The organism is Pseudocolwellia agarivorans, assembly GCF_002000085.1.
Lineage (GTDB): Bacteria > Pseudomonadota > Gammaproteobacteria > Enterobacterales > Alteromonadaceae > Pseudocolwellia > Pseudocolwellia agarivorans.
Window position 1 is genome coordinate 126,074 of the sequence record NZ_MUZU01000003.1, and the last position, 22,515, is coordinate 148,588.

Annotated in this window: 21 protein-coding genes; 5 read left to right on the forward strand and 16 right to left on the reverse strand. The window is 36.5% G+C overall.

Annotated elements, in window-relative coordinates; all coding sequences use genetic code 11:
* Position 1: 1 nt before the first annotated feature.
* Together B0X80_RS06235 and bioH are read right to left on the reverse strand one after the other, a co-directional pair.
* Positions 2-304 (reverse strand): hypothetical protein, encoded by a 303-nt coding sequence (locus tag B0X80_RS06235; RefSeq protein WP_077338986.1) that lies wholly within the window; start codon positions 302-304, stop codon positions 2-4.
* Positions 305-553: 249 nt separating this feature from the next.
* Positions 554-1,366, reverse strand: a complete 813-nt coding sequence (bioH, locus tag B0X80_RS06240; protein WP_077338987.1) for a pimeloyl-ACP methyl ester esterase BioH — start codon at positions 1,364-1,366, stop codon at positions 554-556.
* Between the two features lie 54 nt (positions 1,367-1,420).
* Here bioH and B0X80_RS06245 point away from each other — a divergent pair, with 54 nt between their 5' ends.
* Both B0X80_RS06245 and B0X80_RS06250 read left to right on the forward strand, forming a co-directional pair.
* Entirely contained in the window at positions 1,421-2,194 is a 774-nt protein-coding gene (locus B0X80_RS06245; protein ID WP_077338988.1) for a ComF family protein, read from the forward strand.
* Between the two features lie 118 nt (positions 2,195-2,312).
* Entirely contained in the window at positions 2,313-2,780 is a 468-nt protein-coding gene (locus B0X80_RS06250; RefSeq protein ID WP_077338989.1) for a VOC family protein, read from the forward strand.
* A gap of 54 nt (positions 2,781-2,834) precedes the next feature.
* On the opposite strand, the gene B0X80_RS06255 is transcribed toward B0X80_RS06250, so the two are convergent.
* Positions 2,835-5,399, reverse strand: coding sequence for a M14 family zinc carboxypeptidase (locus B0X80_RS06255; protein ID WP_077338990.1), 2,565 nt, complete (start codon positions 5,397-5,399; stop codon positions 2,835-2,837).
* Between the two features lie 327 nt (positions 5,400-5,726).
* Between B0X80_RS06255 and nfuA the strand changes: the two genes are divergently transcribed.
* Positions 5,727-6,305 carry a Fe-S biogenesis protein NfuA gene (nfuA, locus tag B0X80_RS06260; RefSeq protein WP_077338991.1) on the forward strand — a complete coding sequence of 193 codons (579 nt, stop codon included), beginning with the start codon at positions 5,727-5,729 and terminating at the stop codon, positions 6,303-6,305.
* Positions 6,306-6,604: 299 nt separating this feature from the next.
* Here nfuA and B0X80_RS06270 read toward each other — a convergent pair whose 3' ends face one another.
* Positions 6,605-7,027, reverse strand: coding sequence for a GNAT family N-acetyltransferase (locus B0X80_RS06270; RefSeq protein ID WP_077338992.1), 423 nt, complete (start codon positions 7,025-7,027; stop codon positions 6,605-6,607).
* 140 nt (positions 7,028-7,167) lie between these two features.
* Here B0X80_RS06270 and B0X80_RS06275 point away from each other — a divergent pair, with 140 nt between their 5' ends.
* Positions 7,168-8,265: a polysaccharide deacetylase family protein gene (locus B0X80_RS06275; RefSeq protein ID WP_077338993.1), complete on the forward strand. Its 1,098-nt coding sequence runs from the start codon at positions 7,168-7,170 to the stop codon at positions 8,263-8,265.
* A gap of 19 nt (positions 8,266-8,284) precedes the next feature.
* On the opposite strand, the gene B0X80_RS06280 is transcribed toward B0X80_RS06275, so the two are convergent.
* The 5 genes from B0X80_RS06280 to B0X80_RS06300 are packed head-to-tail and all read right to left on the reverse strand — an operon-like array spanning position 8,285 to position 12,283.
* Positions 8,285-8,932, reverse strand: coding sequence for an SCO family protein (locus tag B0X80_RS06280; protein ID WP_076417686.1), 648 nt, complete (start codon positions 8,930-8,932; stop codon positions 8,285-8,287).
* A gap of 43 nt (positions 8,933-8,975) precedes the next feature.
* The gene (gene cyoE, locus B0X80_RS06285; RefSeq protein WP_076417685.1) at positions 8,976-9,884 is read right to left on the reverse strand and encodes a heme o synthase; all 909 of its coding nucleotides are present in this window, start codon (positions 9,882-9,884) and stop codon (positions 8,976-8,978) included.
* An 8-nt stretch (positions 9,885-9,892) separates the two neighbouring features.
* A complete protein-coding gene (locus B0X80_RS06290; RefSeq protein ID WP_245825406.1) occupies positions 9,893-10,897 on the reverse strand; it encodes a COX15/CtaA family protein in 1,005 nt (334 codons plus the stop codon).
* A gap of 55 nt (positions 10,898-10,952) precedes the next feature.
* The gene (locus tag B0X80_RS06295; protein ID WP_077338994.1) at positions 10,953-11,513 is read right to left on the reverse strand and encodes a hypothetical protein; all 561 of its coding nucleotides are present in this window, start codon (positions 11,511-11,513) and stop codon (positions 10,953-10,955) included.
* Positions 11,510-12,283: an SURF1 family protein gene (locus B0X80_RS06300; protein ID WP_077338995.1), complete on the reverse strand. Its 774-nt coding sequence runs from the start codon at positions 12,281-12,283 to the stop codon at positions 11,510-11,512. Before B0X80_RS06300 ends, B0X80_RS06295 begins: the two co-directional genes overlap by 4 nt.
* Between B0X80_RS06300 and B0X80_RS06305 the strand changes: the two genes are divergently transcribed.
* Entirely contained in the window at positions 12,261-12,533 is a 273-nt protein-coding gene (locus B0X80_RS06305) for a DUF2909 domain-containing protein (protein WP_425439691.1), read from the forward strand. The two genes, B0X80_RS06300 and B0X80_RS06305, sit on opposite strands and share 23 nt — an antisense overlap.
* A 49-nt stretch (positions 12,534-12,582) precedes the next feature.
* Here B0X80_RS06305 and B0X80_RS06310 read toward each other — a convergent pair whose 3' ends face one another.
* The 7 genes from B0X80_RS06310 to B0X80_RS06340 all read right to left on the reverse strand — a co-directional run bounded on the left by B0X80_RS06310 (position 12,583) and on the right by B0X80_RS06340 (position 22,501).
* Positions 12,583-13,464, reverse strand: a complete 882-nt coding sequence (locus tag B0X80_RS06310) for a cytochrome c oxidase subunit 3 (protein ID WP_077338996.1) — start codon at positions 13,462-13,464, stop codon at positions 12,583-12,585.
* Positions 13,465-13,504: 40 nt separating this feature from the next.
* Positions 13,505-14,056, reverse strand: a complete 552-nt coding sequence (locus tag B0X80_RS06315; protein ID WP_281252997.1) for a cytochrome c oxidase assembly protein — start codon at positions 14,054-14,056, stop codon at positions 13,505-13,507.
* 41 nt (positions 14,057-14,097) lie between these two features.
* Entirely contained in the window at positions 14,098-15,633 is a 1,536-nt protein-coding gene (gene ctaD / locus B0X80_RS06320) for a cytochrome c oxidase subunit I (protein ID WP_425439695.1), read from the reverse strand.
* Positions 15,634-15,711: 78 nt separating this feature from the next.
* Positions 15,712-17,280, reverse strand: a complete 1,569-nt coding sequence (gene coxB / locus B0X80_RS06325; protein WP_077338998.1) for a cytochrome c oxidase subunit II — start codon at positions 17,278-17,280, stop codon at positions 15,712-15,714.
* Positions 17,281-17,828: 548 nt separating this feature from the next.
* Positions 17,829-18,443 carry a transcriptional repressor LexA gene (lexA, locus tag B0X80_RS06330; RefSeq protein WP_077338999.1) on the reverse strand — a complete coding sequence of 205 codons (615 nt, stop codon included), beginning with the start codon at positions 18,441-18,443 and terminating at the stop codon, positions 17,829-17,831.
* A 171-nt stretch (positions 18,444-18,614) separates the two neighbouring features.
* Entirely contained in the window at positions 18,615-19,346 is a 732-nt protein-coding gene (locus B0X80_RS06335) for a M48 family metallopeptidase (RefSeq protein ID WP_245825407.1), read from the reverse strand.
* Positions 19,346-22,501, reverse strand: a complete 3,156-nt coding sequence (locus B0X80_RS06340; RefSeq protein ID WP_077339000.1) for a type I restriction endonuclease subunit R — start codon at positions 22,499-22,501, stop codon at positions 19,346-19,348. The genes B0X80_RS06335 and B0X80_RS06340 overlap by 1 nt, the downstream gene beginning before the upstream one ends.
* Between the last annotated feature and the right edge of the window lie 14 nt (positions 22,502-22,515).

A 22,515-nucleotide genomic window follows, 5' to 3' on the forward strand; every position in this document is an offset into this window, starting at 1 on the left:
TTTATACTCGAACGTCTAATAGCGTGCCTAATGCTTCATCTGCTGTTTTTATAACTTCAGCAGAACCTTTCGCTTGGTATTCAGCTACTTTTAAATTAACAATTGATTGCGTTAAATTAGGTTGAGCCTCAGTGCTTTGTTGCGAGTTAGATTGAGTGCTAGGTTGAATAGCTTGTTGGCTTTCAGTAGCAGCCTGTTGATCAAGAACAGTACTCGATACTATATCAGACGCGGCTTTATTGGCGTCTTCAGTCGCTTTTTGAAAACCTTGTATCCCACTGTTAAATGCAGATTGAATTTCCACGGTTATCTCCTTCGTACAACATGAGTGTAAAACACTCAAAACAAACATATAAGCTAATGTTTAATTATTGACCATATATGCTAAAAAGTAAATGAATTAAACCCGTTTCATTATTGTTCTGTCCCCCTTTATACAAGGGTAAATCATCAAATACAGGCGTTTATTTAACTAACTCGCTGTTCTAATTATCAAATAAGTAACGCAACAGTTAATGCCTTTAACCAAAAAATATTAAACTATTTTTATGTATTACAACTGTCCCAACCATTCTAAAAGCACCTCATTAAACTCTTCAGGGTGTGAAATAAAGGGTGCGTGCGATGCTTTAGGAAAAATATGTTTTTGACTATGAGGCAATAAAGCATCAATGGGTTCGATTGCCGATTTAGGCACCAAACTATCGAGCTTTCCATATAGTCGTAAAAAAGGCATTTTTAGCGATGATAACTGCTCGCGTAAATCAACGGTTTCTAATAATTGTAACGAATCAGCTAACGTTTGCTCTGTAGGTAGCGAGTGTTGCATCACTAAGTCACGAATAGTTTTTATGTCTTGCCTAACATGAGGGCTACCCATGGCTTGAATTTTTAAAAAACCTTCAAGAGTTTTTTGTGTGTTTTGCGCCAGTTGCTGATAAAACATTTTCAACACGTTAGGTAATATACCTGGCCATATCGGTTCTTCATCAGATTTATTTAAAAAGCAAGGAGAGCTTGCCACAGTAACGCAAGCAACCACTTTTTCAGGAAAACTATAAGCTAATTGTGTGGCAACTAAGCCACCTAAAGACCAACCTAAATATATCGCAGGAGTATTAATAGCCGACTGAATTTCGTTAACAACATTGATTAACGAATAATCTGCTAATGGTTTATTTATATTTAAACCAAAGCCAGGTAAATCAACAGTAATAATATCAATATGTTGATGTAACTTTTGAATAGTCGGTTCCCAAACAGCAGAGTTAAGCCCCCAACCATGAATCAAAACTAAAGGTGTCTTTTGTTCTCGATTGCTGTGATTATTTGATATATATTTTTTCGTAATTAGCGAATTACTCATTTTATTTCTATACTGATTAACAATGGAATTAAGTTTACTTGAAGGGTATTAAAAATGGAATTTGATGCTGTAAATATTAAGCATGGCGCGTTTAGTTTTTTTGATAAAATTAAACAACTTATTCACGCATCAAAGCTTGCGCTATCGTCATGCGACTTATGTGGTAACCAATGTGAGGAACATCCTCTACTTTGCCAATTTTGCTTACGTGATTTACCTAAGTTTAATTATCAACTTATTTCTGCTGATTTACTTAATTGGCCAGCCATTAATAAAATAATTCCTAAACAATCATTCGATCACCTGCACAGTTTATCTCCACATACTTGGCCTTACACACAATGGATATCGTCATTAAAATATAAAGGTCGATTTGAGCTTGCCGATTTATTAGGTAAGTTACTTTACGAAAGTTGGAAAAAAGGCGTAGAGAGCGCCAATACACTTGATCAAACGGAGCAACCAGAGCTTATATTATCTGTGCCCTTATACATCACAAAATGGCAATACCGTGGTTATAATCAAGCGCATTTAATTGCCAAAAAATTCGCCAATTACAGCGGTATTAACTATCAGCACAATATTATTAGTCGAATATTGGAAACGGAAAGCCAAGTAGGTAAATCGGGAAGCCAACGACGCAATAACATGAAAAATGCGTTCGATATAAAACTCGATACCATAAAGTTACCTAAGCATGTCATATTAATTGATGATGTTGTAACAACAGGAACAACGGTTAATGAAATTTCAATTTTACTCAAAAAGCATGGTGTACAAACGGTAAGTGTTCTCAGTGTTACTATTGCATTACCTGACACAATATAAAACTATCATAACTTTTAATTAAGCTTCTCAGTTGAGATCATGTTTTTTACTTATTGATAAAATTTAAATGCTTGTTCTCAGGTCTGTTTATCTTCAATGTTTTAACAACAAGGCCATTATGAAAAACAATATTATTTTACTCATACTTATCGCTTTATTTACCAGCTTCAATCTATCAGCCAAAAACACCATTTTAACAGCTGGCTTTAATCATGTGGGTTTAACGGTAAAAGACCTAAAAGCCTCAACGCATTTTTTTGTTGAGACTTTAGGCTGGAACTTAAAGAAGGAAGATACAAGCTACCCTGCAAGTTTTGTAAGCGATGGCAAAATGTTTGTTACGTTATGGCAAGCAACTACACCTGAAAAAGCCATTAATTTTGATCGAAAAAATAATGTTGGTTTACATCACCTAGCAATATCAGTTGAAAACTCAAAAGATTTAGATGAATTATATCAGCGTTTTAAACGGGTTCCCTCGATTGTTATTGAGTTTGCACCTGAACTTGCTAATGGTGGTCCAGCTAAGCATATGATGATCAGAGAACCTAGCGGCAACCGATTAGAATTTAAATCGTTAAATTAATCAGCCGAAAATAACGTGTAGTGATGATTAAAACCACTACACGCTTAATTAAATTTAGCGTGTAGCAGGTGCATGAAACGCCTTGCCAAAGAAAATACTATTAGTTAATAACTTAACGCTACCATACCAGTAACCTCTAAAAGCTAAATTGTCTGTTGTTGCAATAACACGCCCTCTTCCCACATTATGTGCAACCAATGAAGAGGTGTTTGCAATTCGCTTAATTAAGTTTTTATCGGTATATCCACTCAATAAGGGCTCAGATGAATATGTGCCTACATTAGTAAATGGGTAATGTAGAGGCTCCATGATTAAGGTGTTATTTCTAAATACAGGTAATGTTTTTTTAGAAAACCCAAAGGCTAATGGATGCGTTATATCGAGTTGAGTTTCGTATATTGCCCCTGCAATGCGCTGTCTAGCGGCCAAATCACTTTTGTCTTCATAATTTAAGCTAGAACTATCAAATAACTGACGAAGCTGATTATTACTTACAAAAGAGGCTCTTAATATATCTTTTTCAGCCAACCATTTAGCCGCATGTTTTTGGGCAAATACAACGCCACCTAATTTCAACCAACTTTCTAACTTAATAACAACGCTTGGATTAAGAGATTGATAGTTACCATCTACCATTACAATATGTGTGTAAGTATTAAAATCGATAGCGCCTAAACGATCTTTTTCAACAACAGTAAGCGGTATATGTTGCGTATCGTCTAAATAAAATTTAACTTCTGCAGCTTCCCATTCAGAAACACCTTTCCCCCCTATCATTAACACTTTAACAGGGGGAGTTGTTTTTAAAGATGGACTACCAAAATCAACACCTTGGCTTGTATAACCAGACGATAAGGCAACAAGCTCAATATTGTTTTCTTGAGCTATGTTTATCGCCTGTTTTTGCCAATAAGTTTGTGTTTGAATGTTGGTAGGAATAATAATTGTGCCAGCTTTAAATTCTCGTTCTTTTCCTGCAACTTTAATAGCAAAGTTTTCCGTGGTTACTTTGGTTTTAATATTGTTTTGCTGTAATTGATTTAATAGCTTTGGCGCTAAAAAATGATGCCATTCAAAAGCATAAGCGTAGGCGTTATTGCCGTTTTCAACTTGAGTAATTTGATGTTCTTCTGTTTTAAAATCCCAAGCGTTTTTACTTAACTCTAGCCCCCAAGTGCTATCAACCTGATGATATTCAATATTCATCGCTAAGGGTAATGTCCAACCAGAAACATCATAAAAAGTGTTATCTTCAAACTCTTTTGGCGTATCGAATAACGCTTTAATCACTTTATATTTTGGCTGTTCCAGAGGAATGTAATAACTATATGATGGGCTAAACTCTTTAGACTTAAATTTAAAGCTTTCTGCTAAGCCGTATACTTCTATTTTATGCTGCTTCAGTTTGTCTAAAAACGCATTTAAACGATAATGATCATTTTTCTCTGTAATGATATATCCGCTAAAATTTTCTTTTTTCGCCTGCTTTTTAGCATTTTTGTAAAATGTTTTTCTATGCTCAATAAATTGTTCTTTATTATTCCATGCGCCTTCTATTGTTGATAAAGACGTTAACACATGGTTTTTAATACCATATTCGAAGGTTAACAACCCATTAATGGTGTCAACTTGCATACCTCGACTGGTAGCTTGCTCGAACAAAACCCCCACACTACCGTTAATATCTGGATAAGTAGAACCTTTGCCATAATAGAAGTCGTCAAAATTTTCTTCACTAAAATATAAACGATTTTCTTTATCTAAAGCTTTAGCGTGGTAGGTTGCGAGTAAATGCGTTAATTTAATATTATTTTTAGGCGTTAAAGGATTATTACGTGTAGCTACTCCTGGCTGAAAAAAATAACTGTTGTCTGACACCATTTCATGAAAATCGCCAACAACATGCGGCTGATAACGTTGAAAGAACGCCATTCTATTTTGTGTTTCAATTTGCGAAAGTGGTAACCAGTCACGATTTAAATCAAAACCAAAATGATTTGATCGCCCTGTTCTCCAATCTTGATGGTGTTCAATATGATTAGGATCAGCATTAGGAGCTGTTCCTCTATTATCGCTTACCCAACTTACAAAGCGATCCATTCCATCTGGATTTATGCTCGGCTCTAGCACAATAACCGTATTATCTAACCATGCTTTTACCTTTTCGTCTTCACTTGCCGCCAAGTAATAAGCTACCACCATAGCTGCATTAGCGCCGCTTAATTCATCGCCATGTACGCTATAACCTAACCAAATAACAAGAGGCTCGTCGCTGTTTTTACTCGACAAATTATTACGTGAATTTAAAATATTGTTAAGATTTTCAATATTTTTTTCGCTTGAAATAGTCACTAATATTTGATTTCGTAGCTGATGCGTTTGCCCCATAGAAGTTATTTTTAAACGATTAGAACTATCATCTAGCGCTTCAAAATAGTTTAGTAGTTGGTCGTAACGTACATGTCTGTCGCCCAAACCAAAACCTATAATACTCTTAGGAGTAGGAACTGTTTTATTGTATGTATGATTTTCAGGTAGATAGGTGGTTACGGATGCTGCTTGAGAAAAATAAACAAAAAAGAGGGTGAACATTAATACAATGGTTCGAAAAAAAGACATCTAATCATCCTAAAGTGATATTTATAGAAGGTATATAAAGTTGTTTTCTATCCAACGAGAATTTTATAGAGTTGAGTATTACAAAGCATTGCCTTTAATTGATATCACTCAAGTACTCTGAAATACGCATCTTGATTGGTAACGGTTTATATAAAAATACCAAACTATTAGCCTTGAAACTAGAACTAAAAACTAAATTAGAGCTTTTATTTTAATCTACCACTAGCACCAATCATCTTTGCAGAGTAAAATACACATACTTGAGTAATTTACTCGGGTATTTTTTACCTTTTTTGTTAACGTATATCTAGAGAGTAGAACACTGTTATGATCAATATTTCTGAAACCGCTCAAGAGCATTTTGTTAAGCTATTATCACAACAAGCTGAAGGCACAAGTATTCGTGTATTTGTTGTAAACCCTGGAACTGCTAGTGCTGAATGTGGTGTGTCTTATTGTCCTGCTGATGCTATCGAGCCTGAAGATATTGAAATACCTTTTGAAAAATTTTCTGCTTACGTAGATGGCGATAGCAAACTTTTCCTAGAAGATGCCGAAATAGATTTTACTACCGACCAAATGGGATCTCAGCTTACGTTAAAAGCACCTAATGCAAAATTACGCAAAGTCGGTGACGACGCTCCATTATTCGAACGTGTTGATTACTTTTTAAAAGCAGAGGTTAATCCTCAACTAGCCGGCCACGGCGGTGAATGTACATTAATGGAAATTACCGAAGACGGTTATGCAGTATTACAGTTTGGCGGTGGTTGTAATGGCTGTAGCCAAATTGATGTAACGGTAAAAGACGGTATTGAAAAACAGTTAATTGATATGATGGGCGATGAAATTAAAGGTGTTAAAGATATGACTGAACACGAACGTGGCGATCATTCTTACTATTAAACACTATTAGTTTTAGTTTATTAAGTAAAATTAATTGAATAGATTATTAGAAAAATTAGGCCGAAACCCACAACGCAGTTTGTCATTTTTTATGCGTGGGCTTGGCCTTTTTGCTATTGGCGCATTATTTATTTTTGTTGGTTACTATTTTCATTATTACTGGCAAATACTAGGACTGTGCTTTTTAGTACCTGCCATATTATTCGCCGCTTATGGATACATAGGAATGTTTGCTAATAGGTTGCTAAACATCTTTCAAAGAAATAAACCTTAACACTTATTCATTTAATCTAAACTTCTTATAGCGGACTCATAGAAAAATGATGACTCGCAATAATAAAGCCTTCACGTAAATAAAATTTATGCGCCATGTAGCGCTGCACACCTGAATCTATATGTAATTGCTGACAACCATTCGCTTTAGCATGTTCTTTCAGCCATTTAACGATTGTTGCTCCTGCAGATTTAGAGCGTGTATATTCGTTGGTAATAAGATCGTCAACATAAATGTGCTTACCCCAAGCGAGTTTTTGTCCAAATCTAAACCCTGCTACACAAACTACTTCATTATCTTCCTCAATGTAGGCAATTTGGTAACCTTCTTTCATCTGTTCAGTTATTTGCGTTTTAATATAGGCAACGGGAAATTGAGTACGTAACTGTTGTAAAACAACCGCAATGCCATATAAATCTGAATGACTATCAGCTAGCTTTACTTCCATTTTCATTCCTTAATTAGATTATGTAGGTTTGACACACTAAGAAAATAAACTGTAACGTTTATTTATATAAAAGTCCCTCTCATATGTAATATAATTTAAAGGTATTTCACCTTTCCTCTTATTTACCAGCTGAGATTATTATGTTTACAAAACTACTCACATTCGTTGTTTTTATATCTTCAGTATTATTTTCATTGCTTATAACATGTGAAGCTGCGGTAATTTTACAATATCATCACGTTAGTGATACAACACCTAAAAGCACTTCTATTTCGCCAAACCAATTTGAGCGCCATTTACAATACTTAACCGATCATCAATTCAATGTTGTGCCTTTACCTGAGTTGGTTAGCGCACTTAAAAGCAAGCAAACCTTACCGGATAAAACTGTTGCCATAACCTTTGATGATGCTTACAACGATATTCTCTTACAAGCGAAGCCTTTACTTGATAAGTTTGGTTTCCCTTTTACTATTTTTATTAACCCTAAACTACTTAGTAACAATGCCAATCATTATCTTTCTTGGTCGCAAATTACAGCACTAGCTAAGTTACCTAATCAACAAGTCACCTTAGCCAACCATGGTTTAACTCATGATTCGTTTGCAAGAAAGCCAAAAAACAGGACTAAAGATGAGTGGTTTGAACAACAAACTCAAGATTTACTACTCGCTGAAAAACTCATTGCAAAACACACAGGCCAAACATGGCGGTTTTTCGCTTATCCATATGGTGAATATACATTAGAACTGCAAACATGGCTGAGAGAAAATCAGTTTACCGCCTTTACTCAGCAATCTGGCGCTGTAGGTTTACATACTGACTTAACCATTATTCCACGCTTTCCAGCTTCTCAACCTTACGATCAATTAGATAGCTTAAAAGATAAATTATATTCATTACCTCTTAACATATCGGTTATTAATGAAACCATTAACAATAAAATAAGTGAAACAAAAACGATTGCACGTTACAACACCATAAGTAGTGTGAACTTTGAAGTACAAACTAAAGATTTTTATCCAAAATCTTTAAATTGCTATGTATCAGGGTTAGGAAAACAAAAGATAAAATGGCTAAGCCAAGAACGGTTCAGTATTGAATTTTCAGGGCCATTACCTATTGGCCGAGTACGTAGTAATTGTACAGCCCCAAGTATTAATAACCCTGAAAGATACTACTGGTTTTCACAACCTTGGTTTATTTTAAATACCGATGGTTCGTGGTATCCGTTGTAATAATTCAAAAAGGAATAAATTAATTCGCGTTAAAGCCACTCAGGTTAACTATTTTAGCGAAGTCGCTTACCAAGTCATCACCTTCAACGGTGGGTAATCTTCCTAACACTTGATGAGGCTGGAAAATAGCAGCTATATTGCCATTAGGGTTAATTAATACAATCGACGCACTGTGATCTACTGTGTACATGTTGTTTTCTGCTCGTTCGCCGTCATTCATGGCATACATGAGACCTAAGTTACGAGCGAATGGAAAGAGCACGTCATGCCCACTATTTAGAGCAATAAATTCTTTATTAAAATATTTAATGTAACCCGCTAGTTTTTCTGTAGTGTCGCGTTTCGGATCAACAGAAACTAAAATAACTTGCGTATTTGAGGCGATATTTTTCATATCATCGTAAACAAAATTTAGCTCTTGTAATGTTGTTGGACAAACATCGGGACAAGAAGTATAACCAAAAAACACCCACGACCACTTGCCCTTTAACTCTTCATTTGAAAAATTATTTCCGTTTTGATCTGTCATAACAAATGGTTTTATTTCTCTTGCTTGTTCATAAAATAAAGCATGTTCTGGCTGGTTCTGTTGGTTCAGCTGAGTAAATAATAAAACACCTGTTGTTAAGGCGGCTAATGCAATCACAACGTATATAATTTTAGTCATAACTTAAGTGGCTCTCATCATGTTTTATAGTAAATCATCAAGGTTATGATATAGGTAACATGTAATGATCTACTAATAAAATAATAAAAAGTAACATTAAATGTATGATAGAAAACTTAAACGTATCCATTGCTGTATTTTCATCGGCATTAAATTTAAGTTTCCATGCGTACATAAAGAAAATGAAATTTAAAGATACTGCCCCTATCAAGTACAACCAATTACACATACCAACCAAATAAGGTAATAACCCCACTACAAACAACAAAACGGTATAAAGTAAAATTTGAGTTTTAGTGAAGTTTACACCATGAGTTACAGGCATCATGGGAATATTTACTTTAGCGTATTCGTCTTTACGATGAATCGCTAACGCCCAAAAGTGTGGTGGCGTCCATGTAAAAACAATTAATACCAATAGCAAAGCATGCGGATGTATCTCATTTGTCATAGCGGTCCAACCTAACAAGGGAGGTATTGCTCCGGCTAATCCACCAATGGTAATATTTTGCGGAGTAGCACGCTTTAGGTACATTGTATAAATAAAGCTATAACCAACCAATCCCGACAAAGTAAGCCAAGCCGTTAACGGGTTAACCAAACCATATAAAACCACAAAACCGATGACCGCCATACTTACAGCAAAAATAATGGCATTTTTTGATGTTAAGCGTCCATTGGGTAACGGCCTATTATAAGTACGTCCCATTTCACTATCTATTTTTTCATCAACAATATGATTAATGGCTGCAGCGGCCGAAGAAAGCAAACCTATACCCAACATTGACGGGATCAATAATTGCCATGGAATAGTACCAGGAACCGACAAACTCATTCCCACCAAAGCAGTTAAAACAAGTAAGGCGACAACTTTTGGTTTAGTAATATCATAATAGTCACGCCATGTAGCATGTGAAATTTTAGCACTTAACTCGGTCGTAGCTGTATTCATATTAACCTCTATATTTTGCGCTGTAAGCCGTACGTGAGAAGGATCAAAGTTAGCATTAAACATGCTGCCACTACATTATGGGCAACAGCAACTCCTAGTGGTAACGAAAACCACACGTTACTAACACCTAACCCTATTTGACAAAATAAAACTGTAATTAGCCCTAAAGATGCCTGTTGAAAAAATTGTGAAGAAGCCCTGCGCATAACAGAAAACACAAGCCATAATAAATATATAGCCGTTACAATAGCGCCAAAGCGATGCATAACGTGAATAGTGAGTCTGGAAGCATGATTTAAATGACCAAATTCATAGGTGTCACGCTCTGGGGGAATAAGATCAAACGAGTTTTCAAACGTCAACTCTTGTTCCCACCCTGCTTGGCAAATAGGTAACTCTGTACAAACAAGTGCCGCATAATTAGAAGATGTCCAACCGCCTAGCGCTATTTGTCCTGTTAATATAACAATGCCAATAAAGCCAAATTTTGCAAATTTTCTTAAACTAGTATTACCTTCACGTACATGAAATCGTTTAAGTCTTAAATATAATAGAAACAATAAACTTAAAGTCGTTAATCCACCAAGTAAATGCCCCATTACAACAATAGGCATTAATTTCATTGTAACCGTCCACATACCTAATGCGGCCTGAAAAATAACAACTCCAAGTATCAATATGGGCAGAAAAACAGGTGTACCAACTTCTCTATTTTTAATCGATAAAAAAGTAATAACGAGTATCAGTAATCCTAAAGTACCAGCAAAATATCGGTGGATCATTTCATTCCATGCTTTTTCTGGCTCAACGGTTCTATCAGGAAAAGCCGCTTGTGCTTTTAAAATTTCTTCACTCGTATGAGGTACGTCATGAAAACCATAGCAACCAGGCCAATCTGGGCAACCTAATCCTGCATGAGTCAATCGTGTGTATGCACCTAAACTAACAACTACAATTGCTAATAAAATACTAACCAACACTAATTTTCTTATATTTTTAATGTTACGACTCATCACTGTTATCCACTTCTTAATAATTAACTAAATTCTTATTTAACCACTTTAATGTTTAACCAATTTTTGAATACTTTAATAACTTTTTCATGTCTGCCAGAATGTTTTTTCCAAACAGTGTTTGTTGTTCAAATAATTTAGGGGGTTGGTGCTCTAAAATAATATTGCCGAGAGGATCTACAATTAAAACTTTTTGTTGCTGAATAAGAGAATGGGGATTGCTTGGCGATAAGATAACGGACCATTTTGAAGGTTCTAAATGACTTAACTGTTTTTCTAATAAAGGTGATTTATAAAGGGCTACGTTTCTTACTTTTGGCATTTCGCGCCCTAACGCAATAAAAGTATTATTTACACTCAGTAGTGTTTGTTCACATTGCTCATTACAAATATCAGGTAACACATATAAAATCAGCCATTTATTATCAAGTTCAGAATTATTGATACCTATATCTTTTAAGGTTAACTCACTTTCAACTAACTTCCCTTTATTAGTAACTCCATAATCTAGCCAGTTTTGAGTTAAGGCGAGTTTGGCTAAAACAATGGGCAGCACAAACGCCCCTAAGACCATCAATAAATTACGACGAGATTTTGATTTTTGCGTTTCACTCATACATCTAAATCCTTAGTATTATTATTTTCACTCTTTGTTTTATTATTGTCGGTTTTATCAGCTTTATTAAATTTAATTGAAGCCCAAAACATCAATATTAACCATACTATGGCTAAACTAAACCACTGAAACGCATAAGCCCTGTGCTTCTCTGGTGGCATAACAATCGGCTGCCAATTTTTTTTATACCCTAAACTTTCATCTTCATTTACATAAACAACAAAAGGTAAAAGTGTTTTTTGGGCAACAAGCGACAATTTATCAATTTCAACTTGTTGTATTCTTAACGGCCACGACACGTTACTAAATTGCTGCTCCATCAACAGTATTCCTTTTTCAATCAAACGTATATGCCCATTCAATTCAAAAGAACCAGTAATCGCTTTAACATTAGGTAATTCATTCCTATTGATTGAACCTACAATCCAACCTAAATTCACTAATAATGATTGATTATTCGCATTAAATATTTGATAAACACGATAACCCAATTGCCCGTTGTTAGTTTGATTGTCTAACAAAAACAATACGCCCTTTTCAAATTCACCTTTAAGTTTAATGGGAAAGTCGTTGATATTGGTTAACGGGAGCTTTTGTATTTCTGACAAAGACAAAGCGGTGGTTTGGCTTAGTTGAGCAATATTATGTAAACGTTCTTCTTTTTCGATAGCTCTAGCACTTTGCCAAAACCCTAATTTTACTAATGCAGAAAAAACCAGTAGGGTAAAGATTAACCAAGGTAAACGAATGTTTGATAGTACATGTTTCAAACAACTACTTCCTTACAGCAAAAGATCTGGAGATTTAGCATTGATCATTAAAATAATACTCATTGGTTGCTTAATTTTTATGGTGTACAACCTTTTTAGAGCTTTGTTTATTATGAATAAAAACGATCCTAATCAGCCTTCGATGTCAAAATTTATAGGTCGTAGAGTTATGATTTCAGCATTTATTGTTATTTTAATGCTGATAGGCATTATGACAGGCCTTATAACCCCAAACCCAACGCCTTACTAAAAAGTACCTACTCGAAACAAGTAAGTACTTTGTTTTAACTCAATCAAACTTATAAAATATATACAAACACAAATAGCATTACCCAAACTACATCAACAAAATGCCAATACCAGCTAGCCGCTTCAAAGGCGAACGCGTTAGTTGATGTAAAGTGCCCTTTTAATACTCTCAAAAACACTACAATCAACATAATAGTACCAAGGGTTACATGCATACCATGAAAGCCCGTTAGTAAATAAAACGTTGAACCATATATCCCACTGGTCATATACAGCTTCATTTCTTCAGAATAACCATGAGCATATTCTTGTACTTGAAAAAACAAGAAAGTTACACCTAACAAAATGGTTAAACCTAACCAAATTTTTATACCTTTTCTGTTGTTTTTTTCTAATGCTGAATGTGCAAAATGAGCCGTAATTGAAGAAGTTAATAACAAAATCGTATTAATTAATGGTAAACCATACCAACCCATTTGAGTGGTTTCAGTTCCACCTGGTGTTTTAAGCAAAGGCCATGCTGCCGTAAATTCAGGCCATAACACTGCACCTGTCATTTCATTATTACCTGCACCGCCTAACCATGGCACCGACAATGTACGGGCATAAAACAAGGCACCAAAAAAAGCTGCAAAAAACATAACTTCTGAAAAAATAAACCAGCTCATGCCCTGTCTAAACGAATTATCCATTTGATGGCTATATTTACCTGCCATAGATTCATTTATAACATTACTAAACCATCCGTAAAGCATATAAACAACTAAACAAATACCAGCAAGTAAAAAGTACCCGCCCCTACTTTCTTCAGAGTTTAGTGTAGATACATAATTAGCTGCACCAACGGCAATTAAAAACAACGCGATAGCGCCTACTATTGGCCAATGACTTTGCGATGGTACGTAATAACTTTCATATTCTTTGGTAGTCATTAAATTTCCCCTCATTTATGCGTAAAACGCAATATTCTTTTTATGAGTCAACTTTGCCTGTTACATCGTACAAAGTATAAGACAAGGTAAGCGTTGAGATATCTTTAGGTAATTCAGGATCCACATAAAACTGTAACCCCATTTCTACTTCTTCATTACCTTTTAACGGTTGTTGGGTAAAACAAAAACATTCAATTTTTTGAAAGTATGCCGCAGCTAAACCCGGTGATACCGAAGGAACAGCTTGTCCGATAATATCTCGATTAGACTCATTTTTAGCGTAAAATTTTACAAATTTCGTTTCACCAGGATGAACAGTAATTTCGCGTTGAACAGGCTCAAATTTCCAAGGAATTCCTTGAGCGGTTCTACTAATAAATTGCACATTAACAGTGCGGCTTGTATCAATACCGTCGGTATACGTGGTCGCTGCAGACTCATTGGTTTTACCGTTTAGCCCTGTAATATCACAAAAAACGTCATATAAAGGCACTAACGCAAACCCAAAACCAAACATTCCAAAAACAATAAGCATTAATTTAGATAATACTTTTTTGTTATTTTTATTTCGTTCAGTTTGCTCTACAGTCACATTAATACCTTTATCAACATTAATTACTATTCAAACAATCACTAATCAATTTTTGGTGGTGTTGAAAACGTGTGATACGGTGCTGGGCTAGCCACAGTCCATTCTAGTCCTTCTGCTCCATCCCACGGTTTAGCTTCGGCTTTTGCTCCGCCCCTAATGCACTTAATAACAACCGCTAAGAATATTAATTGCGATAAGCCAAAGGCGAACCCGCCAATACTTACCCATTTGTTAAAATCAGCAAACTGTAAAGCATAGTCAGGTATACGACGTGGCATACCCGCTAAACCTAAGAAATGCATTGGGAAGAATAGTAAGTTTACTGAGATAAGAGAGCACCAAAAATGCCATTTAGATAATGACTCGCTATACATATGCCCCGTCCACTTAGGTAACCAATAATAAGCCCCTGCATAGATAGAGAATAACGAACCCGTAACTAAAACATAATGGAAATGAGCTACAACAAAATAGGTATCGTGATATTGAAAATCAACAGGCGTCATCGCTAACATCAAGCCTGAAAATCCACCAATGGTAAATAAAATAACAAAGGCAATTGAAAACAGCATAGGGGTTTCAAACGTTAAAGAACCGCGCCACATAGTCGCTACCCAGTTAAATACTTTTACACCCGTTGGAACCGCGATCAGCATAGTACAATACATAAAGAACAGTTCGCCAAATAACGGCATACCTGTTGTAAACATATGATGAGCCCAAACGATAAAAGAGAGTAATGCGATAGACGAGGTTGCGTAAACCATTGACGCATAACCAAACAGCTTCTTACGAGAAAACGCTGGAATGATAGTAGACACAATACCAAACGCTGGCAGGATCATAATATAAACTTCGGGGTGACCAAAAAACCAAAATATATGTTGGAACATTACCGGGTCGCCACCACCTGCAGCATCAAAGAAGCTGGTGCCAAAGTAAGTATCGGTTAAGAGCATGGTTACCACTCCGGCGAGCACCGGCATTACCGCTATTAATAAATAAGCTGTGATGAAAAATGTCCAAACAAATAATGGCATTTTCATGTAAGTCATACCTGGCGCACGTAAATTCATTATGGTTACAACAATATTGATTGCCCCCATGATGGATGAAATACCCATAATATGAACAGCAAAAACAAAGAATGCTGTACTACCATTTGAATACGTTGTTGATAATGGAGCGTAGAAAGTCCAACCAAAGTTTGGCGCACCTGATTCCATAAAAAACGAACTCAATAAAATAGCGAAAGCAAAAGGTAATATCCAAAAGCTCCAGTTATTCATACGCGGTAACGCCATATCTGGAGCACCGATCATCATAGGTAGCATCCAATTAGCAAAACCGGTAAAGGCAGGCATAATGGCGCCAAACACCATAATTAAACCATGAACGGTTGTTAACTGATTAAAAAAGTCTGGTTCAACAATTTGTAAGCCGGGCTGAAATAACTCAGCTCGAATTACCATAGCTAACGCACCGCCCGTAAGTAACATAATAAACGAGAACCACAAGTACAGCGTACCTATGTCTTTATGGTTAGTGGTATACAACCAACGTTTTATCCCCGTCATCTTGTGATCGTGATGCTCGTCGTGCGAATCGTGATCAGACTGTTCTGTTGTTATATTTTCTGTTGTCATGTCTACCTCCTACTTCGCACTGGCAGCATCAACTGCTGCGGGTTGCACTAAATCGCCTGTGTCGTTACCCCAAGCATTACGCTCATAAGTAACCACTGCAGCAATTTGAGTTTTAGTTAATTGACTACCGAACGCTGCCATCGCTGGATTTTTCTTACTACCATTAACAACCATATCGATATGAACCGCTACGTCGCCAAGAGCAATAGCACTACCTTTAAGGGCAGGAAATGCAGGTGGAATACCAGAACCCGTAGGTTGATGACAAGCAGCACACGAAGCTGTGTAAACTTCTTGGCCCATTTTCATCAATTCGTCTTTTGAATATTCTTTTGATAGGTCTTCTGCAGGAACTGCTTCTTCAACAAGCGCTGCTATATCTGCAACTTTGTCTTCAACTACAGCAGCCGCTTCTTTCGCCATATCTTTAACGTTATCAACAGAACCGCCAACCGCCGCTTGAACATCAGCCGCTTGCACAGCATCGCCCGTATTGTTACCCCAAGCATTACGCTCATAAGTAACAACAGCAGCAATTTGTTTTAACGAAAGCTGTTTGCCGTAACCTTGCATACCTGTACCAGCTTTACCATTAAATACCGTTGAGATATGAGTCGCTATATCACCCGTAGCAACTGGGCTGTCTTTAAGTGCAGGGAATGCAGGAGGAAGACCTGTACCACCCACTTGATGACACGCAGCACAATAAGCAACATAAGTTGTTTCACCTAACGTCATTAACTCTTCCATAGGAATAGAGGCATTTAACGAGGCTTTTTCAGCTTCAGCAGCTTGTGCAAGTAACTCATGTTGTTCATCAAGCCACTTGGCGTAATCTTCTTCAGATTTCACCTCAACCACAATGGGCATAAATCCATGGTCTTTACCACAAAGCTCAGCACACTGGCCTCGGTAAATACCTGGCTTATCAACATTTGTCCAAGCTTCGTTGATAAAACCGGGGTTAGCATCTTGCTTAACAGCAAACGCTGGCACCCACCAAGCATGAATAACATCGTCAGACGTAATTAAAAAACGCACTTTTTTATTAGCAGGAATAACAAGATGCTTATCTACCTCAAGTAAATAATGCTCGCCTTTAGCCGCTGAAGTACCTGATTGGTTTTCGTATTGATCGCGAGGTGTTGCTAAAACAGAATAAAACTCAATGTTTTGATCAAAGTATTTATAGTGCCATTTCCACTGAGAGGCCGTTACTTGAATGGTAACGTCTGAATCGTCGTTATTTTCCATTTCAATTAACGTTTTAGTGGCCGGAATAGCCATAGCAATTAGAATTACTATTGGAATAGCGGTCCAAAGTATTTCTACCTTAGTGCTTTCGTGAAAAGATGCAGCCTTTGCGCCTTTAGATTTTCGGTGAAAGACCATTGACCAGAACATGGCACCAAAAACAAAGATACCAATAACAGTACAAATATACATAACCAACATATGTAGATCATAAACATCTCTACTTACCTCGGTTACCCCCTTAGTTAGATTTAACTGCATATCTGCTAATACTGAACTCGAAAATAAACTCCCCAAGATCAGCCAACATAGGTTACGTCCCATAACTCGACATCCCCCTCACTCCTCTGTTAACGCAAAAAAGGCAAAACCTGCTCAATGAACAGTCATACTTTGAACGTTTTCGCTATTCTATATTTATTATTATTCGCTCTACGAGTGTATAAGTACCAAACATCAACTCAATATCATTTTGTATACTTTCTATTCTAGAATTACCCAAATATTAATCTAGGTCAAATTTTAAATTAGAGTGATTACATTAATAAATATTAATAAATACAATAGAGTAACAACTCTAAGGTGCTGAGAGCCTTACTTACAATGAGGCTAACGATTGTTTTATTTTTAAACAACCCTTTTATTTAAGACAATTATTTATTTTATTTCAAGAAATGCGAGGTGGTTGATTTTTAACCAGGTGGTAGGCAATTGCCTAATTTAAATGAATTGAAGTATTAAAACGAGGAACTAACCTCAAAAATAGGATTAAAAGGAGATAAAACAGAATTTACTTTCAATTAAAAACGATTAAAAAGCAAACTCTGCGGATTTATGAAACTAATAGCTTTGTGTACAAACAAAAATAAATATTACATCCAATCAGCTGATCGAATAACACCTACTGCAATACCCTCAACATTAAATTGCTGCGTAGTTAAATCAACAACAATAGGTGAAAACTCTTCATTTTCAGCATGTAAATACACAACATTACCTTCACGTTTAAAACGCTTAACCGTAACATCATCTTCTACTCTTGCTACAATTACCTGCCCGTTTTTTACATCAGTGGTTTGATGCACAGCGAGTAAATCGCCATCAAGAATACCAATATCTTTCATACTCTCACCATTTACACGGAGTAAATAGTCGGCGCACGGTTTAAACATAGTGCCATCAATTTTGTAATGCTCTTCAACATGCTCTTGCGCAAGAATTGGCTCTCCAGCAGCAACCCTGCCAATTAAAGGCAATCCATCTTGCTCTACAAATTGCTCGGTAAGTCGAATACCACGAGAAGTGCCCGGTAGCATATCTATATAACCTTTTTTAGCTAACGCTTTAAGGTGTTCTTCAGCAGCATTAGCCGACTTAAAACCAAAAAAGTCAGCTATTTCAGCACGTGTAGGTGGCATACCCGTTTCAGATATTTTTTCTTTAATCAGATCAAATATTTGTTCTTGTCTGGGAGTTAATGGGCGCATTATATTCCTTAGGTTATAACCTGTGTTTTTCAACAGTGATAACTGTTAGTATATACAGCCTGTAAATAAACGCAACCCTGTTGTATTTATTGGGGTTTGTGTGGAATTTAGATTCAGTGAGTTTTTCCAAATATGAGGTTACTCCCTTATTAGAAAAGGTCTAAAAATAAGTTAATAGCTCCAATCTTCATAAGCCAGAGGTAAACTATTGAGTAAATCTCTGCGTTCACGCCAATTAGGCATGTGTTTATTCATTAATAAACGAAAACGATCATTATGGTGCCGTTCAAGCAAATGAATTAACTCGTGTACCAAGATATACTCCATACATTCAGGAGGTTTTTTGGCGAGTTCAAGGTTAAGCCAAATTCGTTTAGATTGAATATTGCAACTTCCCCATTTGGTTTTCATCTTCTTAATGTTAAGAAAATCCGCTTCGACACCGAGTTTCTTTTGCCATAATGGAACCAACTTCTCTAATGAACGCTGCATTTCATCTCGGTAAAAGCGATTTAGCAGCTTTAGACGATTATCGGTTGAAGTCGCTTCACTCACTTTAAGTTCTAATTGACCATTTCCTTTTGCATTTACAGCATACTTACCTTGAGGCAGCTGAATGGCTAATCGATACTTCTTACCCCAAAGATAGTGGCATTCACCATTAACCATTTCACGAATAGATTGACGTTCTTGCCCAGCAAAATCCGCTTGCTGCTTTTTAATCCATGCAAGTTTATTAACAATAGCAAGTCTAATGGCTTGTTCTGTGGTTTTATTTGGTACAGATAGCCTAACTCTGCCGTTTGGCGGTAATACGCTCAAGTGAATATTTTTAATGTCTCTACGGTTAATATCGACATTAATACCGCCTATTTTTGTCACTTCAATATCAGCTTTAACCACTAACGATATTCCTTTTGCGCTTTTATAAGCTCCATTACATCAACAATATCCACTTGGTAACTAGCCGTTTCTTCTCGAATAGCATTGGCAATCTCACGTTCTTTAAATCTATCACCATTCCATTCAGCTTTTTTTGTATATCGCACAGCTGTATCTATTTTAGTTGTTAATACTTCATCATTACCAAAGTTATCGTAAATGGCCTGCTTGGCTGGCGTATCTACAGTTTCAGGGTAATTATGCGTACTATTTCCTGTCGGATTAACGACTTTTTTTGCTAAGGCTCTAATTTGTTCTAAATACTCTTGATAACTAATTGCTTGCTCTCTACGTTGCTTAATAATTGCATCAAGTAATGTTGCCATGCTATCAAAATACTTAGGGTTTACTGGATTTTCATCAACAATGGTTTTTCTAACATTATTCTCAATAGCTTCAGCCATTGCATCTTCATCTTCCCTAAGGCTTTCAGGTAAAGACTCAAGTCCTTTGCCGTTGTTATTTATCACTAAATCAATTAAACCAAGCTCCTCAAAGTCCATAAGCACCTCACTATCATCAGCGCGAATATACATATCAAGTAAATGACGCATTGCTGGTTCAAACTGTTTCATGTCAAGGTTATCGCCACTAGCCCACTTTACCTCATCTCTTACTTTTTCAAAATAAGCGACTTCTTTCTTAACCTTTTCTGACTCAGCTTGTGTATAACCAGCTTGTTCCATTTCATTTGCAACGTTGGTGTATGCACGAATAAGTTTGGCAACTGTTTGATAAAGCGTTAAGCGTAGTTCTTCTTTTTCATTTCGTTCATTTTCATCTTCAGGCTCTACACCCGATATACCACAGAAAAAATGAATGAAATCTTTAGTGTCTCTTGGTGCTTTTACTGGCTCACATAAAGTTCTAACGGCTTCCAAAGCATTGTCTAAATCCGATCTAGATTCTTTTAGTCGGTCTTTTAATAAACCAGCAACATCTTCTTCATCATAACCATCGAAAGCTTCTGCTGTGAAATCTTTTATGGCTTTATCTAAAGAGCGAAACAAATCTTTATAATCTACGATGTAACCGTAATCTTTATCTTCGCCATCAAGCCTATTAACACGGCAAATCGCTTGGAAAAGGTTATGATCAGCCATCTTTTTATCAATGTATAAATAGGTAGCAGAAGGTGCATCAAAACCGGTAAGCAACTTATCAACTACAATCAATAACCGCATTTGTCCAGGTTCTTCAACAAACCGCTTTTTAACCGCTTTTTCAAACTCTTCAACACGTTTAGCTGCTTCGTCTTCAGTTTGTTCAAAATAGTCAGCAAGCATTTTGCGATAAGTATCATACTTAAATAATTTTTCAGTTAATCCTTCGCCTGATTCTTCACCTTTTATAGTACTGGCTGTGGGCTGATAGCTTGTTACCACAGCACACTTACCCGCAAGATCTGTCTTGCTGAACAAATCATAAACAACACAAGCCTGATGAACACTTGCACAAACTAACATGGCGTTACCCCTGCCAGACATAAGGGCAGGTTTGATCTCCATATCCATTAAAATATCACTAACAATTTGTTCTAAGCGAGACTTGCTAGAGAGCACTTTTTGCATTGTGCCCCATTTCTGTTTGAGCTGCATTTTGGCAAGATTTGAAAGCCCTTTAGTTTTTGCTTCAAACCATTGATCGACTTTTTTCTCTGAGGTTAAATATTGGTCGATATCTCTTGCTTCATAGCGTAAATCGAGTACAACACCATCATTTACAGCTTCATCAAATTTATAAGTATGAATATAAGGTCCAAATACCTCTAAAGACTTTTTCTTATCCTTTTTCATCAAAGGTGTACCTGTAAAACCAACAAACATGGCTTCAGGACCTTTTCCATTATTGAGCAGAGCCTTCATGGCTTCGTGTAATTTTCCTGATTGTGTTCTGTGGCACTCATCAACAAAAACAAATAAATTACCTTTAGCAGCAAAGTCATTGGGTAAATTTTGGGTGAGGGCATCAAGGTAATCTTTAGTGGCGGCCTCATCATCTTCATCACTAGGAGCTTCACCATTACGTCCGAATTTATGCACCAGCGAACAAAATAACCAAGGGTTAGGTTGATTTAAGGTAGCAACCAGATCTCTACCACTTTTGGTACGATAAATTTCTTCATCAACGCCAGAGAACACCTTTTCAATTTGCTCATCAAGTTCTGTTCTATCCGTTACAATCAAAACACGAGAATCAGTGACATTTTCACGGATCCATTTAGCCAACCACACCATGGTTAGGCTTTTACCTGAGCCCTGCGTATGCCAAATAATGCCATCTTGTTTTGATTTAACATGCTTTTTCGCAGCTTGAATACCAAAAAACTGATTGTGCCGACAGGTCTTTTTAACCCCAGCATCAAATACAATAAAGTCGTGAATAAACTGTAAAAAACGTTTTTTATTACAGAGCTGAGCAATTTGAATATCTAATGGGGTTTCTACTGTTACACCAGCGCAACTGCTCTCTGGCTCTTTCCATTCTAAATAATATTTTTCTGAGGTTTCAATCGTGCCATAGCGAATACCTTGGGTATCGTTTCCCGCCATCACAAGTTGCATGGTGGTAAAGAAATTGCGGATAAACGCTTTCTTCTGGTTATCTAAGTTTTGGCGAATACCTTCACTGACTGATACCGATGAGCGCTTTAATTCAATCACGCCTAGCGCAATACCATTGACGTAAATCACAATATCAGGGCGTTTTCTTTTAGGTGAGAGCTGTTCGCCTTTTACGGTAACTTCTTCAGCGATGGCAAAGTTATTGGCTTCTGGGTTTTCCCAGTCAATTAGCCATACCGTTTGGTTTTGCTCACCCGTGCCTTCTTTTTCTTTCACGCCATAACGCAGCAGACGATATACTTCTTTATTGGCATCATAGAGCTTTTTACCTTCGCCAAGGGCTGCGGCAGCATCTAATTTTCTTAATGTGCGCTTAATAAGCGCATCGGATACTTTGCGATTTTTTAGCCACTTGGTAAGCAAGTCTGTTTCAATGTTGCTATTACCGTCACGGTATTCCCAATCACCTAAGTAATCATAATCAAGCTGTTCTTTAAAAAATTTAACAACTCGATTTTGGGTTTTACGTTCTAATTGGCCGACATTACTCATATTACTTCCTTTTA

Bases quoted from the DNA above. Each gene is read 5' to 3' on its own strand.
- B0X80_RS06280 (WP_076417686.1), bottom strand. From the start codon at position 8,932: ATGACTAAAATTATATACGTTGTGATTGCATTAGCCGCCTTAACAACA.
- B0X80_RS06245 (WP_077338988.1), top strand. From the start codon at position 1,421: ATGGAATTTGATGCTGTAAATATTAAGCATGGCGCGTTTAGTTTTTTT.
- ctaD (WP_425439695.1), bottom strand. From the start codon at position 15,633: ATGACGGGGATAAAACGTTGGTTGTATACCACTAACCATAAAGACATA.
- B0X80_RS06305 (WP_425439691.1), top strand. From the start codon at position 12,261: ATGTTTGATAGTACATGTTTCAAACAACTACTTCCTTACAGCAAAAGA.
- cyoE (WP_076417685.1), bottom strand. From the start codon at position 9,884: ATGAATACAGCTACGACCGAGTTAAGTGCTAAAATTTCACATGCTACA.
- nfuA (WP_077338991.1), top strand. From the start codon at position 5,727: ATGATCAATATTTCTGAAACCGCTCAAGAGCATTTTGTTAAGCTATTA.
- B0X80_RS06290 (WP_245825406.1), bottom strand. From the start codon at position 10,897: ATGAGTCGTAACATTAAAAATATAAGAAAATTAGTGTTGGTTAGTATT.
- bioH (WP_077338987.1), bottom strand. From the start codon at position 1,366: ATGAGTAATTCGCTAATTACGAAAAAATATATATCAAATAATCACAGC.
- B0X80_RS06340 (WP_077339000.1), bottom strand. From the start codon at position 22,501: ATGAGTAATGTCGGCCAATTAGAACGTAAAACCCAAAATCGAGTTGTT.
- lexA (WP_077338999.1), bottom strand. From the start codon at position 18,443: ATGCGCCCATTAACTCCCAGACAAGAACAAATATTTGATCTGATTAAA.
- B0X80_RS06270 (WP_077338992.1), bottom strand. From the start codon at position 7,027: ATGGAAGTAAAGCTAGCTGATAGTCATTCAGATTTATATGGCATTGCG.
- coxB (WP_077338998.1), bottom strand. From the start codon at position 17,280: ATGGGACGTAACCTATGTTGGCTGATCTTGGGGAGTTTATTTTCGAGT.
- B0X80_RS06250 (WP_077338989.1), top strand. From the start codon at position 2,313: ATGAAAAACAATATTATTTTACTCATACTTATCGCTTTATTTACCAGC.
- B0X80_RS06275 (WP_077338993.1), top strand. From the start codon at position 7,168: ATGTTTACAAAACTACTCACATTCGTTGTTTTTATATCTTCAGTATTA.
- B0X80_RS06310 (WP_077338996.1), bottom strand. From the start codon at position 13,464: ATGACTACCAAAGAATATGAAAGTTATTACGTACCATCGCAAAGTCAT.
- B0X80_RS06295 (WP_077338994.1), bottom strand. From the start codon at position 11,513: ATGAGTGAAACGCAAAAATCAAAATCTCGTCGTAATTTATTGATGGTC.
- B0X80_RS06255 (WP_077338990.1), bottom strand. From the start codon at position 5,399: ATGTCTTTTTTTCGAACCATTGTATTAATGTTCACCCTCTTTTTTGTT.